Raw genomic sequence first — 16646 nt, forward strand, 5'->3', positions numbered from 1 at the left:
TCAAAATTTAGTTGGATGAAGCAAGATAGAACGGTCCCCCATGCTCCATTTAAATTAATAATGCCAATTCACTCTGTAAATACTAACCAATATGCTATAGTAAACTAGCCTTAGAAAAAATAAACTGGCATTAATATACGAAATGAGACGTGATTAGCCTTGCTTGACTTTTTACAACTTGGTATTCGAAAAGAGATTAACCATACATTACAGTCATTAGGAATAGTAACTCCGACAATCATCCAAGAACGGACGATACCATCAGTACTAGAGGGGAAGGATGTTATTGCAAAAGCACAAACGGGAACAGGAAAGACGTTGGCTTTTGTTCTTCCGATTCTGGAAAAGATTGATGTGCAAAAGTCAGATGTTCAAGCACTTATATTAACTCCAACAAGAGAATTAGCGCAGCAAATTTCAAAAGAAATAAAGAGAATGGTTGAAAACGTAGAAGGCATCCATACGTTAGCTGTGTACGGTGGTCAGGATGTAGTGCATCAGTTAAAAAAGTTAAAAGGTGCCACGCATATAGTCGTAGCAACACCAGGTCGGTTATTAGATCATATTCATCGTGGATCAATCAATCTTTCTACGGTTCAGATGCTTGTGTTAGATGAAGCGGACCAAATGTTACATATGGGCTTTCTTCCAGAGGTGGATGACATTATTTATGAAACACTTTCTTCTAGACAAACCATGCTGTTCTCAGCAACAATGCCTAACGAAATTCGCTCTGTAGCAAAGAAATATATGGTAGAGCCAGAATTCATTGAAGTGAAAGCAAAACGTGTTACACTTGATGAGATCAAACAAGTTGTTATTGAAACAACGGATAGAAGAAAGCAAGCAACTTTACTACATTTAATCCAAGAACATCGTCCTTTTTTAGCGATTATATTCTGTCGTACAAAAGTTCGTGCAAAAAAACTACATGATGCATTGATTGCGAGCGGCTATGAATCAGACGAATTGCATGGTGATTTAACACAGTCCAAACGCGAAAAAGCGATGAAACGATTTCGTGAGGCGAAAACTCAATTTTTAGTTGCAACAGACGTTGCTGCACGGGGCCTTGATGTAGAAGGGGTGACACATGTCTATAATTATGATATTCCACATGATGTGGAAAGCTATGTTCACCGCATTGGACGAACTGGGCGTGCAGGTGGAGACGGGGTTGCCATTACGTTAGTGGCTCCTAAGGATATGGAGTTCCTACGAATGATCGAAAAAGGGATTCATCAAAAATTTGAAATACAAGTGATTCAAGGGGTAAGTATCCCCGATCGGGAGGATTATGATAGAGTAAACCGTAAACAATTAAAAGAAGCAAGTACCTCTGAAGGTAGTAGAAAAGACAGCAGGAATTCGGCAAAGCCTTCTTCAAGTAGGAAACCTAATAATCGTCGACCTAAAGGCAATTCAGGTAATACAACAAGAGGAAGAAAACGTACTCGCTAACGAGTGAATAACGTCGTGCTTAACCGAATGCAGTACCGCACGGGTAACAGGCACCACATCCAGGAGGACACAACAATGCTACATAAACGAATGAAACAATACATTTCGTCAGAATTGATGAGTGAAAAGCATAAGGTTGAAATATATCAAGAAGAAAAAGAGTTTATTAAGAAATATGATTTAATCTCAAATGACATTACATTAATAGAAAAAGATCCTACGACACGTTTCCTAGATGCCTACATAGAAAGATGCAATAAAGAAACAGAAGAAACGATTGCTAAAGAATCATTCGTTTTCTTAGAACAACCGATTGACTACCTTCAAAAACACAAAAATGAATTTCTATATTTAGAATCGAATTGGTTGGAACTAATTGGCGTCGATGCGATTTCGTTGGAAGTGAGTGATGTATTTGGTACATACGATGTCATGGTAGGATTGCAGTTGCAGAAAAAGCATGAGATATCTCTTAAAGAAAACTTAAGTAAAGAATTACATGGAGATGAAGCAAGATTTGAATTGATTTTCAATCAAAAGGATGGCATGTGGGACTTAAATTTTGCCTTGAATTATGTGCAAGGGTTTAATGAGGAGATGTCATTAGAGGAAGCATATCGGTTAATTTATCGATTTATATTTAAACTGGTGGAGAGAGTAGAAGAAGGAAGTTAGGACGTGAATTAACTGGTATATCGCATTACTTTCTATACAAAGAAGGGACGTATTTAAACATGATAAAAATTAGCATACCCACTCCAGATATTACGATTACAGAACGTAAGCAAATTCTGAAGGAGAATGAACCGCAAATCAAACCTATTTATGGATTTATTGATTTTCATCTAATACCAAGAGATAAAGGTGGCATTTTCTTATTTTATAATATAAATGATGAGCTTCTTTTTGTTGGAAAGGCACGGAAACTACGCCAAAGAATAAAAAAACATTTTGAGGGTACTGTTTCACCCATTAAAATGCACAGAGACGAAGTATATAGAATCGATATTTGTTTAGTAGAAAATCCAATGGAAAGAGAAATTTATGAAACATATATCATTAATCAGCTCAAGTCGAAATACAACGTTGACAAAGTATTTTATAAATAAGTCTGAATATAAGTATTACCAAAGGGACGGTTCACTTGCCTTACTGTTGTAAAAGTAAGCAAGAGAACCGTCCCTTTGTTCCCTTAATGTTTTACCATATCAGGGAATTTTCACGATAGTTTAGATTAATATGGTAATATTAAATTAACACCATTACCATATTTTTACTACTAGGGGGATTCTTATGGTTTTCATATATTTATTTTTAATTATCCTTTTTCTAGTCCTATTTTTCATCAACTATAATTACGCGACCATAAAAGGGAGATATGGAGAGAATCGTGTTAATAAACTCCTTAGTAAACTAGATGGAAATGATTATAAAATCTATCATGACTTGTATATCCCGACAGAAGAAAATAAAACGACTCAAGTAGATCATGTTGTTGTGTCGCCATTTGGTATTTTTGTGATTGAAACAAAGGCTTATAATGGTTGGATATTTGGAAATGAAAAAAGTAAATATTGGACACAAGTAATATATAAACGAAAGGAAAAGCTGTTTAATCCAATCTGGCAAAACGCTGGTCACATTAAAGGGCTAGAGGATTATCTAGGAATAGAAAAAAACTATTTTACATCAATAATTGCATTCTCTAACCAATCTACTTTTAAATTCAAAGAGAAATTTACCCGAGCACATGTAATTCATTTCAGAGACTTATATAAAACGATTAAAGCTAATAACGCAACCATAATCGGTAATTCATTGATTAATAATGTACAAAGTAAGTTAAACAAACTAGTTGTTGTTGATAAGAAAGAAAAAAAGCAAATCAGCAAGCAGCATGTCCAAGAAGTTAAATTGGATATAGCAAAGAGTAAGACTACTTATTTTGATAAATCTAAATGTCCAAAGTGTGATTCTGATTTGGTTAAAAGGAAAGGGAAGTATGGGGAGTTTTTAGGTTGTAGTAATTATCCTAAGTGTAGGTATACTGGGAAATTGTGACTTAGAGTAACGGCAGTATAATAACTAAGTGAAAACAACAGGAAAGCAGTGGAGTACCAACATTTAGATTTACTATTCGATGGCAATTTAATAATCTAGCAAGGAATTTAATTGTTTGTTATGAAAGGTGGTAATAATATTGTATCGTTTACATCCTACAGACAACCAACTTATAGAATTAACTGAGACCACATTTGCTGATAACGATATAAAGGAACGACAACATATAGAAGAATGGATTCGTAAAAGCCCAGAAGTTCTAGGTGAAGACCTACTAATAATAGGACATGAGTATGATAAGTTTGAGGTAAATGAGAGGCTTGATTTACTAGCTTTAGATAAAGACGGAAATGTCGTCATAATTGAAGTGAAAAGAGATACTTCTGGTAGTGATGTTGATTTTCAAGCACTAAAATACGCCTCCTATTGTGCTAGACTAAGTCAACAAGATATTTTAGATATCTATACCCATTACATTGAAATGCATCTTGAAGGTGTAGACGCCAAACAATCATTACTTGAGTTTCTAGAAGCGGAAGATGAAGATGAACTAAACGCTATGTTAAATGGAACACAACGTATCATTATTGTTGGGAAGGAATTTGATAAACGTATTCTATCTGTGTGTACATGGCTTTATGAAAACAGCATTGATATTAAATGTGTATCTATCAAGCCCTATAAATTAAATGATGAATTAATAGTAGACACAAAACAAATTATTCCGCCATACAAATTAGAAAACTATTATATAAGAAAAAGAACAGAAAAACAAAAGAGAACAATACAGGGTGACAAAGATGTTATTGAATTTCTTCAAGCTGTTGAAGAATCAATAACTACGCAAACCAACTACTCAGGTAGATATGGCGGCCAAAGAAATTACTTTAAAGGTCATAAATTGTTAGGTATTCCTTGGCACTTCGTTTTCAGCTACAAGAAAGACGGAACTGCATTAATTTCGTTAGAGTCTTCTGTAAGTGAAGGAACCAAAATCATTAAGTATATAAAAGAAAAACACTTTGAACAGCTAAAAGAGACCTTAGGAATCCCGATCGAATTAAGTGAAGGCGTTAAGAATAAAGATTGGTTAAGACTAATTGCAAAGTTAAATTTAGAAGTTAGCCTTCCGCTGGAGGAACGAGTACAGGAGTATATTAATGTATTCGTTAAGTATTATAATTTTATTCAAAAACTAAAAGTAAATCATATATTATAAATACTATAAAACTTGGGGAACGATCTAATGTTTCATTTTTTTTAACATCAGATCCTTCCCCATGCTCAGTCCTGTTATTTAGACCAACATTTCCATACTAATGAATAAATTTACCGTCATCCTTAAAAGCAAACTTTATTGCTGAGGGGGTAGAAACAGAAAAACAAGTTGAGATGCTTCAATCGTTAGGGTGTTACTATGCTTAAGGATACTTATATAGCAAACCCTTAAATACAGAGGAATTTGCAGCTTTCAACTCAAGCCATAACTTTAGTGCTAGGATATCCGGGAATTTTTCTAACGTTAAGTGCCTGTCACTCTTAGTCCAGTAGAATTAGTTTTTAAATAGTCAAACAATAAACGAAATGTTAAAATATATGTAAATAGGATACCGTTTTGTAACGGTATCCTAATTTTTTGGCACAAAACCCCGTAGTGGAAAGTGAATTTATGTTATAAGAAAAGCAGGTGTTCTATGGAGACAATAGCATTTATTCTAATTATTTTGGTCGCTTCCATACTTCAGGCTAGTACAGGGTTCGGCTTTTCAATTTTGGCTACACCTTTTTTACTTTTAATATTTGAACCTAATGAGGCAATTCAAATAAATTTAATATTATCTTTGATAATATCTAGTGCATTAATAATGAAAATCAGAGAGGATATTGATATTGGAGTCCTTAAAAGATTTCTAGTAGGAAGTGTTACTGGTCTACCCGTTGGAATTATTATCTTCTTGTTAATCGATATAAATAAATTAAAGTTTGGTGTGAGCATTATTATTTTCGTATTAACAATCATGCTTATTCTTAAACTTAGAGTTAACCAAACAAAGAAGAGAGACTTACTTGTAGGTGGACTCTCAGGTTCACTCACAACAAGTATTGGGATGCCAGGGCCACCATTACTACTATATTTTTCTGGATCAGATACGCAAAAAGAAAAATTAAGAAGTACCACATTAGCCTTCTATTTATTTATATACGTAGTTAGTTTAGTCATCCAAGTTATTTTTACCGGAACAAATAAGACAATCTGGGTATCAAGCTTATGGGCAATTCCATTAGTATTTGTTGGATTGTATGTGGGGCAATTATTATTTAAGATGATCAATCAAAATGTGTTTCGTATATTTACATATGTAATTCTATTGTTTACAGTGATTTTCTTACTGATTGATAGTTTGGGGCTATTGTAAGTAGGAGGAATGCTTTCTACTCATATCGTATCGCATTCCCGATTAGAAAAATTACCTCCTACTCCAATCCTGATTTCCCCGATGATTCTATTCGAAAAAAACTTTTCTTCTACCATAAATCTACTCAGTGACAGTCTGCCTGTTTAAACGTCCTTTTCCTATACCGAAAAACTGCTTGAACCACCACAAATACAAAACAACCTACCCCTCGAACGGATAATTCCGCTCAATCATAAAGTTTGTCTTATCTCCGCGAAAGTAGGAACGTGAGAATTCGATTATTTGTCCTAAATCATTTTCGGCGGTAGTTTCAATATAGAAGCATGGCAAGCCCTCTTCACAGTGTAGATATGCACTAGAGCGTTCATCAGCAAAGGCAATTTCGATATGTTCTATTGTTTTTGCAATGTGAACATTAAAGTCATTCTTTAGGGAGCCATATAAGGATGTCTCCGCGTGTTCTTTTGTAATTCCAGGTGCCACATCCCATGGTATATAGGCTATTTCATATTGTGTTGGTTCACCATTCGCTTTCCGTACTCTCTCAATTCGCTGGATAGGATCCTGCAAGGTAACATCTAATGCTTTAACTAGAAATTCATTAGCCGGGACAACATTGATAGCGATAAGCTCAATTACTGCCTTTTTGCCTTGAACAGCTACCTGATCACTGTATCTTTTCACGGTATGGGATAGTGTTTGTTTTAGCTTTTGTTCGGCTACAAAGGTGCCTTTACCCTGCTGCCTTGTTAGGTATCCTTCTAGAGTGAGCTGATTTAAGGCGGTTCTTACTGTAGTTCTACTTACATCAAAGTCCCTACACAGCTCAAGCTCAGTAGGGATTTTCTCTCCCTTTTTATATTCATTCGATTTTATTCGATTGAGTAATTCCTCTTTTATATAAGCATGTAATGATTGGCTTTTTTCCATTGTAGTAACTCCTTAAAACTTTCTGTGTATTTTTAGTGTACAGGATAATATAAATAATAACAATTGGTAACAAAGGACACTACAATTTCATCGCCCATTCATATTGTACGTACAATACGAATATTAAAACAAAATGTATGGACAATTATAAATTTGTATGATACATTTTGAGATAAGGAAACACACGTAGTTGCTTAAATTTACGTAATTTAAAATTTAAGCGCTTTCAACAAGAGCCTAAGGAGTGAACTTGTAGTGACACTAAAACTAGTTATTATAGGTGGTGGGTCCAGCTATACACCAGAAATTATCGAGGGAATTATTAAACGGCATGAAAGCTTTCCAGTAACAGATATCGTACTTGTTGATATTAAGGAGGGGGAGGAAAAGCTACAAATTATCGGGAATTTGGCATTGAGAATGATTGAGAAATCGGCGAAACCTATTAATCTATCGTGGACATTGGATCGGAAGGAAGCACTTAAGAATGCAGACTTCGTATCCACACAAATCCGGGTAGGTCGACTGGATGCACGTGCAAAGGATGAGAGAATTCCTTTGAGTCATGGCTTTATTGGTCAGGAAACAAAGGGCGCTGGTGGCGTATTTAAGGCATTCCGTACCATCCCAGTGCTGATGGAGCTTGCACAGGATGTTCATACCATTTGCCCAGATGCATGGATGATTAACTTTACCAATCCTGCTGGGATTGTAACAGAAGCGCTGTTAAAACATTCGCCACATAAAAAAGTTATTGGTGTATGTAATATTCCTTATAATATGCGCCATTCAGTTGCTGAAATTCTTCGTGTATCACCGGAGGATGTTCGTATTGAATTCGTCGGTATGAATCATTTCGTATTTGGTCAGAAAGTATTTGTTAAGGGAATCGACCGAATCGATGAAGTTCTGGAAAAGTTAATCGAAAGTGATGGGCTTGATTATTCACCAGCGAATATCGTTAGCCTTGGCTGGTCCAAAACATTTATAGCGTCTACGAGACTCCTCCCGAACCCATATCATCAATATTATTTTCAAACGAAAGATGTGCTGGAGAAGGACCTTAAAGCCTATGAAGAACATGGCACAAGAGCAGAGGTTGTCCAGCAGCTAGAAGAATCACTTTTTGAGCTTTATAAAAACCCAGAATTGCGAGACAAACCAGTGGAATTAGAAAAACGTGGAGGCGCGTTCTATAGTGATGTCGCATGCAGTCTGATGGATTCTATCTATAATAATAAACAAGATATACAAACAGTAAACACCACGAATAATGGAGCTATTTCTGATTTGCCGGATGATTCGGTTGTAGAAATTAATAGCGTTATCACGAAGGACGGTCCTAAGCCTATTTCGATAGGAGCCTTACCACATAGTGTCAAAGGGGTAATTCAGCAAATGAAAGCCTTTGAAGAGCTTGTCATTCGCGCAGCAATTACGGGAGATTATCATGATGCATACTTGGCAATGGTCATGAATCCATTAATGAAGGATGAAAAACGTAGCAAGGTAATTCTGGATGAATTATTAGAAGCACATAAACATGATTTACCACAATTCAAATTAAGGGGGAATTAAAATGCAAAATGTATTCAAAGCTTTTGAGAATAAGTTTCTTCCTGTTGCAGGAAGAATAGGGTCACAACGACATTTAGTAGCAATACGTGATGGATTTGCTGCTATATTACCGTTGATTATTATTGGGTCATTAGCTGTACTTATTAATAATCTACCAATTGAACCTTTCCAAAACTTCATGGTGAATATATTTGGAGAAGGCTGGAAGGATCTTGGCGGTTATATATGGAATGGAACATTTGCAATCATCTCATTAGTTGTGGCTATAGGGGTCAGCTATAGCCTAGCAAGGTCATATAATGTGGATGCTTTAGCGGCTGCGTTAGTATCTGTTGCGTCCTTAATTATTATATCTCCAATGACGGAAGATGGTGGAATTTCACTTCAATGGATGTCTGCAGCAGGTTTATTTGTTTCGCTTTTAGTAGCAATTGTAGCAACGGAAATTTTCAGAAGATTATCGCAGTTGAATCTCGCCATAAAAATGCCTGATGGTGTTCCGGAAGCTGTTTCTAGATCATTTGCATCCCTTATTCCTGCCATGATTGTACTCTTTATTTTTGGGTTATTACAGGTATTGTTCATTGATGTAATTGGTGTAAGCCTGCAAGACTTAATCTATAAGGCAATACAGGCACCATTCCAAAATGCCGCTGGTACATTGCCTGCAGTTTTGGGTATTGAATTTACCAAATCATTTCTATGGTTCTTTGGATTACATGGGTCGAATATTTTAGAGCCTGTTATTGAAGCGGCGTACCTGCCTGGACTATTGGAGAATACAAAGCTATTTGAACAAGGCGTATCTGCACACGATGTACCATACATTATCACAAAACCATTCTTGGATGTGTTTGTTGCAATGGGTGGTACAGGTACAGGAATTTCGCTGCTAATCGCTTTATTTATAACAGTTAAGGCTAAACAAGTAAGAAGCTTAGGAAAAATGAGTGCACCAGCTGCACTATTTAATATTAATGAGCCTATCATTTTTGGATTACCAATTGTTTTGAACCCAATGTTATTCATTCCGTTTATTTTGGTACCGCTTGTGAATGTAACAATCGCATACTTTGCGACATCTATCGGACTTGTACCAAAAACGGTAGTTATGGTACCGTGGACCACACCGCCAATAATCGGAGGTTACTTAGCTACAGGTGGCTCAATAGCGGGATCCATATTACAAATTGTTAATTTAACTGTAGGTGCATTACTTTATCTACCATTCTTAAAGGTTCTAGACAGGTCAATGGCTAGGAATGTTACGAATGCTAGTACAAGTAAAAAAGTAGGATAACGTTGACGTGAATATAGCGTCGTTAGTATTTTGCATATATACGTGAATCATACACAGAATCGAGGTTAATCAGATGAAATTAATAGTAAATGCGGATGATTTTGGCTATACACGTGCGGTTACTTATGGAATAGTAGATGCCTTTAAAAATGGGATTGTAACATCAACAACGATGATGTGTAATTCCCCTCATGTTGCTCATGCGGTGGATTTAGCGAAACAGAATCCTGATTTAGGGGTTGGTGTCCATCTTGTTCTAACTAGTGGGACACCAATTTCCGAAAACGTCTCTTCATTAACCGATACTAATGGAAGCTTTTATAGCCAGCATACTATTTTCGATCATGCTAAACCAGAGGATATTGAACGCGAGTGGACAGCCCAGATTGAAAGATTTTTGTCTACTGGTTTACGTCCGACTCATCTGGATAGTCACCATAATGTTCATGAGCATGCTATAGCGCTACCTATTGCGATTGCTTTAGCGGAGAAATACGGTCTTCCACTGAGAAGGGCAATGAATGTCCCGAACTTAGATGTAGCATATAACACGGTAAAGAGAACGACATTCATGATGCGGGCGTTTTATGGAGAACAGGTGAGCTATGAAACGCTTGAGGGACAATTACGAAACGTTTCTGCGTTAGATAAAAATGAGACAGTGGAAATTAATTGTCATCCAGCATATATTGATCCTGATCTGATATCCAAAAGTTCATATGTTGATACACGATTGAAAGAGTATACCATCTTGACATCAGATCGAATTAAAAACTATGTAAATGAATTAGGGATTGAGCTAATTAATTATCGAATGCTATAGGTAGATAAATAGACTATCACCCTATTATTTTAGTGGTATAGTAGAAGATATATCGTGAGCAGGTCAGAATTGGAGGATGAGCATGCAATCATTAGAAGATATTCAAACACTATCTTTCCAAATAATTCTTCATGCTGGGAACGCTCGTTCATGTGCAATGGAAGCGATTTCCTATGCGAAAGATTATAATTTCACAGCGGCAAGAGGGAAAATTGAGGAAGCAGAACAGGAATTTGTTCAAGCGCATCATGTACAAACAGACCTTTTACAAAATGAGGCAAACGGAAAGAAAAATGAGGTTACGGTCATATTAGTTCATGCACAGGATCATTTAATGACAGCCCTGACGGTTAAGGAACTAGCAAATGAAATGATTACCATGTATGAAAGAATACAACAATTGGAGGAGAAAAAATCATGAAAATTCTCTTAGTCTGTTCAGCAGGTATGTCCACATCGATGCTCGTTACAAGGATGCGAGATTCCGCTAATGAACGAAATATAGAGGTGGAAATAAATGCTGTTGCAGAGTCCCAATTAATCAATAATCTAGAAAACCTCGATGTTGTACTAATAGGTCCACAGGTTCGATACCTTGAAAAGAAAATAAGAGAGTTCGTGGAACCAAAGGGAATTAAAGTTGATGTTATCGACCAGATGGCATATGGTATGCTCCAGGGAGATAAGGTCTTGGATCAAGCAATTGCTATGACAAATTAGGTAAGACTAAAAAACGATGAAGCTTCTTGGGCTATCGGATAACATTCGATAGCCTTTTTTAATGCTTTTAAAATCATGGGTTCTGCCTGCGTGAGAATAGCCTTTTAGCGAAGTTTTTTTCTATTATTGCTCGTTCAAATTTGATACAAATAAATTGTATCGTTGATTAATTGCTATTGAAACAATTGTAACAAACCCTGTACGCAGGCTGTTCTAATAAGAGAATCATCCTAGTCTAGAAGAAGTGCACGATATGTAATATCTTTATTCAGCTATTTCTTTTTTACTCTTTACGTGATCTATTTTCTTTATCGCACCTACAAATCCCCTAATCGTTAACAAAGTAAAACTGACACTTCCAAAGGTGTGGAGGGCTGTCCATTTTTTCCATTTAAATAGCTTGGAATTCCTCTCGAAGTACCACTGACCAATACTCATCGGAACACTAAAAATCAGACTTTTCCATAGGATTTTCTGAAGGTTATCCCTATAAGAAAGCTTCACCCATAACACACTTAAAAGTGGGAAGAACAACATGTCATACATAATATTGGTTTTAAAAATTTTTGCAAAAGGGCGTACAGGATATTCAATTCTTCTGGTCGCCACAACATAAGCATCAATAAGAGTAGAAAGAATTCCTTTAGAGAAAAAAATAACAAGGTTTTCTCTCATTTTTGGGCCTCTAAATAAAAATGGCAATGAAGCTATACACAAAGCAGTAAGTAGTCTTAGCAGTTTTTTCTCCACGTATGGCCATCCCTTCAACGGATATAATTTACTATTAAAATTACCTATCCAAGAAATATTATCCTTTAAATGTTGTTAAAAACATTTTATTTCATGCGATAAATTAAATGTTATCCTCTCTAACTACTTACGACTTTCCATAATCGAGCGCTGTTTCGAAGTAATGATAAAAAGTCCAATTTCAAATTGAGAAAATGGACTATTTATATTTATTTATAGTTATTGCTTAACACAAGGGAAATCTACATCTTAAGGTGACACTTTAGCCTGATTTACGGATAATATCTAAGATAGATGAAGATTCCCAAGCCCATTTCTATTTTGCGATAGAAAAACGAATTAATTATAGACCTTGAACTGCTAAGGATTTATACTCTATTGAAGAAGAAATGTTGAAGATAGAGAAAGAAAGTTAGTAACTAAAATAAATTATTAATAATAGCACATAAAAAGCCATACCTTGCAAGTATGGTTTTTTGTGTAATGTTATATTATCTTGTCTTTATTAATAAGCCACCAGAAACAATGTAAACTTTGTTAATTAGTCTTTTGTCAATTATGCTTAATTATCATTTGAGTAGATTTATCCAGCTAATGGCAGCAATTTCCTTTGTTTTTTTATAAGTAGCCTGTTGTATTGACTGCATGATTTTCATTTCTTTTATCTGTTGTTCGTGTCTTTCTTCTTGTTCAAACAGATTTATTACTTCTTTTAAAGAATCAGCTCTTTGGTTATTGATATATTTCTCAAATTTATTCAATGCGTAAATGTTCCAGTAATCTTCAGGAACTAAAGACTGGGTTTTAAGTTGATTAATCAGATTGGGCTTTTCTTCTATTATTTCATTTAGTCTATCAAAGTTTTTTTTGATTTTAGTTTTAAAAGCAACTTTATTAATAATTACATAACTAAAGATATAGAAAAACACTATTAAAATTGAATACCAAGTAATAAAATCACTAAAATCCATTTTATCAAGTTTGGTTATAACTTCACTTTCAGCAAAAACAGTATTTCCTAGAAAAATTATAAGATAAAAAATAAAGCAGAAACAAACCATCAAGCTCAGCACATGGTAGCCGAAATTAAAGTTTAAAGGTTTTTTGGTGATCCTATTATAATCCTTGTGATTTTGTTGCAACCTTTTTACTAATTGACTGGTTAGACTAATGTTTTCTTTTAACTTGTTTCTATGATCCATTGAAGGTTTAGTATCCATATTCTTTCCCCCGTCTAATATATATTATTTATATCGACCTTAGTGTAGCGAATATTAAGGGTTGGAAGACAGTCAATTTTTAGTTTCTTTTTTAAACTAATTTATTTTCCCCTTATCAATGTACTCTTAGAAATATATGTCTTAGCTTCTACTTCTTTAAAAAAGTGTGTTTCTAGTAATTCTATAACGTGTTCTGCATACAAAAACTTCCCTTATTTAATAGATTATTACGTCAATGGTTAATCTATTGATATCAAATATAAAATTAATTAATCTGTACTATCAGTGAGAACATTTTTTTCCAAATAAATTACTAAATCATTGAGATCCTCAAACTTAAGGATTTTTTTTTGACTACAAAGAATTTCATCTTTATTGTTACCTAAGAGAACAAAACTTTTATTAATAGGATAATATATATACCATCTGTTTTCGTTATCATCTAAAATGTAAATATCTTTGTATTTATTTACAGTTTCCCCAGTAATGTAATCTGCACATGGGCTTGAAATAAATGGTATTATGAGACAGACTAAATAAGTTACTAAGTAAACTGCTAATATAAAGTTTAAATCAATTGTATCGTTGAACAAATTGTACATATGTGCCAACAAAGAAGAAAAGGTAGTAATAATTAAAAGCATGTAGAAAGCCACTAATAAAAAACGAAACTTTTTTTTAAATCTAAGTTTTGAAAGCAACCTAAATAATTTTACATTCTTGATCTTCTCATTAATTTTACCAATTTGATTATATTCCTTTGATATTAATAGCATAAAAAATAGAATTTCTATTATTAAAACTGGAAAAATAATATTATCGTAGATTAAAGAAACTGTCTTATTAAATTTTATAAGGTACAATGTAGTACCAAATATAATTATTGACCATACAAATGTTTTTATTATGTAATTGATAAGATTAACTAATATCCTTTTTTCTTTAGAGAATAACCTTATTTGAATTTCTTCTGCAGTCAAAGAGGATACGGGTGAAAATTTGAAATAAAAAATTATAATTGATATTGCAATACCAGCAATGGCAATACTGGGAACGGGTAAAATAAGTTTAAGAATAGCTAATATACCTGATAAATTCATGTTTTATACCTACTTTCCATAGTTACTTTTACAACAATTTACTTAACTTAGTTAATTTCAAGTAATCTTACCTTTCTTTTTAAACCGTAAAATAATTACACCTATTATCAAAACAATAGCTATAGAACTCGATATTATAATAATTGATTTACGACCAGGCTCATTTGTTAATTCGTTTGAATCTAACTTTTCATCCTCTTTATGTATTTCTATTTCATTTGCTATGTCTACACTTGATTCTTCAAAGGGGTTTAGTTTCTCATAAGTAGATCTCTTTTGAAATTCGCTCAATCCTATACTTTCCTCATTATTTTCTTGAATATCATCTTCAACTCCTTCATAAACGGTATCTACTTCCTCCTTCTGATTTTCGTAGTCTTTAGAAGTTGTTTCTTTTTGTTGTTTATTCGGTGAGTGATTAGTAGATTCAGATTTTTCTTTAACGGCTGTGTTAGATGATTCTACTTTTGCTGTAGTGTTTGAATTTGTTTCTTCCTTAGGTTGAGTTGTTTTTGGTTTATTTTCTTTTTTAGATTCTGGCCTTGGCTCAGGTTTAAGTTCTGCAACTTTAACAATATAGACAGTTAAAACTGACTCGCCGTAAGGGTGTTTTGGAGTTCCTATTGTGAATTGTTTTCCGTTTTTTGTTATTTCATAGTTAGCCATTCCTATAATACCGAAACTTTCAGGAAAGACATCACTCGCAGGTAAATAATATCCTTGTACTAGACCTCTACATGGACCATCAGCTTGAGCTTTATTATTCCAATCATGGACATCTGACTTTATTGTCATAGAGAACATTGACCTGGTTGTAAATTTTCTTCTGCAAAAATTGGTGTTTGCGTTATTATTAGTAAAATTAATGCTGTAATCATTGAAGCTAATAATCTTTTCATAACAAATTTCCCCACTTTTTAAGGTTTACTTTTCTTTTCTCTCTAATTAATGTACTCTTTGAAATATCTGTCAGCAGTTTGTTCCAATTATTTTATTATATATTCTTTAGGGTTTTCGTTGTCGAATCCCCAAAGACCTAATTTTCCAAGTATCAATCTTCTAGCTAATAATTGAACATTATGAATGTCATATGGGTTAATGTAACGAATGATCTCATCAAATTTATGTGCAATAAAATAACTTCTAATATAACTACAATAATGAATGGCATCATAAATGTACATTTCTTGGTCATGTACTTCTTCACCATCACTCCACTTTGAGTTAATCCCCAATCTAGGTTTGATACTATTATATAGTTTGCTAGGGGTTCCCCTTATTAACCAATTGATTGTATCGGATTCAGAAATTCCTATTTTAGAAAGTCTTTGTAAAATATCTTCTTTAACAATTGGATTCCATTCGTTATTTTTTAAAAAACGAGGTTTTTTTGAACTTGACCGTATTTCAAGACCCAACTCTTCAATAATTGAGTAAGCACTTAAAAAAGCGTAACCTGCTCTAACATGGTAAGAGTAACCTCTATCTTCTATTGAAAAAACTTGTCCGTATATAGGAGATGCTGAATGAGGTGAAAACGAGTCCAAATTTAGACTAAATTTATATTTTTCTATGCAGTAAATAAGGCTCTTGCTTTTCCATGCCTTTGCTGCTACCAAACACGCAAATACAATGTGCTCACAAATTGAATTCTGTTTATACCTTTCATAAAAAATATAGTCATGATCTAATTCAATTATAAACCCGTAGCTCGTGTTTTCGTATAAAGACGGATATTCAAGAAGTCTTCCTCCACGTACTAGATTACTTATATCTTGTGCAATATCCTGGTCTGGAGCATATATGATTAACTCATTAGCTCTTTTAAAATTGTTCAATAGTTTACCATTTATATCCTCTTCTTTTGGTTTGATTTGAAATGACGAGGCACCATATCCTTCTTTATCAACCCAATTCATAAAACTAGGATCTTCTCTATAATCAAAATAAAGATTTTCATTAATTTTAATATCACGAACCAACTCAGCCTGACGTGTATTAAAAATATGGTATGTTGCATAACCCTTTAAATTTTCCAATTTTATACCCCTTTTTGTCTATTCTTCGCTCCTGGATAAAAATCGCCCTTCCACCACCTTACAAACGTTCCTGAATGTCTTAAGTATGTTTTAGCTGCACTCTCCTTTAACAACCCATTTTTAAATTTTTCCTTGATTTCTTCCTCATATAGTTGATACATTTCTTCTAACTGCTTCATAAATTCCTGAGAGACTCTCATTCCTACCAACTCCTTATCAGTATTTTCTAATTTTAGTCAGTATCTCT

The 16646-nt window shown here is 34.1% G+C and carries 19 protein-coding genes; 11 read left to right on the forward strand and 8 right to left on the reverse strand.

Annotated elements, in window-relative coordinates; genetic code table 11:
• The first annotated feature begins 159 nt into the window (after nt 1-159).
• The 6 genes from HNR27_RS14795 (at nt 160) to HNR27_RS14820 (ending at nt 5939) form a co-directional block, all read left to right on the forward strand.
• Nucleotides 160-1461 (forward strand): DEAD/DEAH box helicase, encoded by a 1302-nt coding sequence (locus HNR27_RS14795; protein ID WP_429340321.1) that lies wholly within the window; start codon nt 160-162, stop codon nt 1459-1461.
• A gap of 75 nt (nt 1462-1536) precedes the next feature.
• Nucleotides 1537-2136 carry a branched-chain amino acid aminotransferase gene (locus HNR27_RS14800; protein WP_429340322.1) on the forward strand — a complete coding sequence of 200 codons (600 nt, stop codon included), beginning with the start codon at nt 1537-1539 and terminating at the stop codon, nt 2134-2136.
• Between the two features lie 59 nt (nt 2137-2195).
• A complete protein-coding gene (locus HNR27_RS14805) occupies nt 2196-2570 on the forward strand; it encodes a nucleotide excision repair endonuclease (RefSeq protein WP_429340323.1) in 375 nt (124 codons plus the stop codon).
• A 184-nt stretch (nt 2571-2754) separates the two neighbouring features.
• Entirely contained in the window at nt 2755-3522 is a 768-nt protein-coding gene (locus HNR27_RS14810) for an NERD domain-containing protein (RefSeq protein WP_429340324.1), read from the forward strand.
• Between the two features lie 139 nt (nt 3523-3661).
• Nucleotides 3662-4741 carry a hypothetical protein gene (locus HNR27_RS14815; RefSeq protein WP_429340325.1) on the forward strand — a complete coding sequence of 360 codons (1080 nt, stop codon included), beginning with the start codon at nt 3662-3664 and terminating at the stop codon, nt 4739-4741.
• 475 nt (nt 4742-5216) lie between these two features.
• Nucleotides 5217-5939, forward strand: a complete 723-nt coding sequence (locus HNR27_RS14820) for a sulfite exporter TauE/SafE family protein (RefSeq protein WP_429340326.1) — start codon at nt 5217-5219, stop codon at nt 5937-5939.
• Nucleotides 5940-6140: 201 nt separating this feature from the next.
• Here HNR27_RS14820 and HNR27_RS14825 read toward each other — a convergent pair whose 3' ends face one another.
• On the reverse strand, nt 6141-6869 hold the full coding sequence (locus HNR27_RS14825) for a GntR family transcriptional regulator (RefSeq protein WP_429340327.1): 729 nt from the start codon (nt 6867-6869) through the stop codon (nt 6141-6143).
• 255 nt (nt 6870-7124) lie between these two features.
• Between HNR27_RS14825 and HNR27_RS14830 the strand changes: the two genes are divergently transcribed.
• The 5 genes from HNR27_RS14830 to HNR27_RS14850 all read left to right on the forward strand — a co-directional run bounded on the left by HNR27_RS14830 (nt 7125) and on the right by HNR27_RS14850 (nt 11290).
• Nucleotides 7125-8447: a 6-phospho-beta-glucosidase gene (locus HNR27_RS14830; protein WP_429340328.1), complete on the forward strand. Its 1323-nt coding sequence runs from the start codon at nt 7125-7127 to the stop codon at nt 8445-8447.
• A gap of 1 nt (nt 8448) precedes the next feature.
• Nucleotides 8449-9747: a PTS cellobiose transporter subunit IIC gene (gene celB, locus HNR27_RS14835; RefSeq protein WP_429340329.1), complete on the forward strand. Its 1299-nt coding sequence runs from the start codon at nt 8449-8451 to the stop codon at nt 9745-9747.
• Nucleotides 9748-9820: 73 nt separating this feature from the next.
• Nucleotides 9821-10570 (forward strand): chitin disaccharide deacetylase, encoded by a 750-nt coding sequence (gene chbG / locus HNR27_RS14840; RefSeq protein WP_429340330.1) that lies wholly within the window; start codon nt 9821-9823, stop codon nt 10568-10570.
• An 82-nt stretch (nt 10571-10652) separates the two neighbouring features.
• Nucleotides 10653-10991, forward strand: a complete 339-nt coding sequence (locus HNR27_RS14845; protein WP_429340331.1) for a PTS lactose/cellobiose transporter subunit IIA — start codon at nt 10653-10655, stop codon at nt 10989-10991.
• Entirely contained in the window at nt 10988-11290 is a 303-nt protein-coding gene (locus HNR27_RS14850; protein ID WP_212921755.1) for a PTS sugar transporter subunit IIB, read from the forward strand. The genes HNR27_RS14845 and HNR27_RS14850 overlap by 4 nt, the downstream gene beginning before the upstream one ends.
• A gap of 264 nt (nt 11291-11554) precedes the next feature.
• On the opposite strand, the gene HNR27_RS14855 is transcribed toward HNR27_RS14850, so the two are convergent.
• From HNR27_RS14855 to HNR27_RS14885, 7 genes are all read right to left on the reverse strand, one after another.
• A complete protein-coding gene (locus HNR27_RS14855; RefSeq protein ID WP_429340332.1) occupies nt 11555-11965 on the reverse strand; it encodes a CBO0543 family protein in 411 nt (136 codons plus the stop codon).
• 644 nt (nt 11966-12609) lie between these two features.
• Complete coding sequence (locus tag HNR27_RS14860; protein WP_429340333.1) at nt 12610-13260, reverse strand: hypothetical protein; 651 nt, start codon at nt 13258-13260, stop codon at nt 12610-12612.
• A 101-nt stretch (nt 13261-13361) separates the two neighbouring features.
• Nucleotides 13362-13463, reverse strand: coding sequence for a hypothetical protein (locus tag HNR27_RS14865; protein WP_429340334.1), 102 nt, complete (start codon nt 13461-13463; stop codon nt 13362-13364).
• A 66-nt stretch (nt 13464-13529) separates the two neighbouring features.
• Complete coding sequence (locus HNR27_RS14870; RefSeq protein ID WP_429340335.1) at nt 13530-14360, reverse strand: hypothetical protein; 831 nt, start codon at nt 14358-14360, stop codon at nt 13530-13532.
• A 57-nt stretch (nt 14361-14417) separates the two neighbouring features.
• Nucleotides 14418-15155 (reverse strand): hypothetical protein, encoded by a 738-nt coding sequence (locus HNR27_RS14875; protein ID WP_429340336.1) that lies wholly within the window; start codon nt 15153-15155, stop codon nt 14418-14420.
• Between the two features lie 191 nt (nt 15156-15346).
• Nucleotides 15347-16399: a hypothetical protein gene (locus HNR27_RS14880; RefSeq protein ID WP_429340337.1), complete on the reverse strand. Its 1053-nt coding sequence runs from the start codon at nt 16397-16399 to the stop codon at nt 15347-15349.
• Between the two features lie 2 nt (nt 16400-16401).
• A complete protein-coding gene (locus HNR27_RS14885) occupies nt 16402-16599 on the reverse strand; it encodes a hypothetical protein (protein WP_429340338.1) in 198 nt (65 codons plus the stop codon).
• Nucleotides 16600-16646: the final 47 nt, after the last annotated feature.

The sequence above is a fragment of the Ornithinibacillus bavariensis genome (genome assembly GCF_050433565.1).
Classification (GTDB): domain Bacteria; phylum Bacillota; class Bacilli; order Bacillales; family Amphibacillaceae; genus Ornithinibacillus; species Ornithinibacillus bavariensis.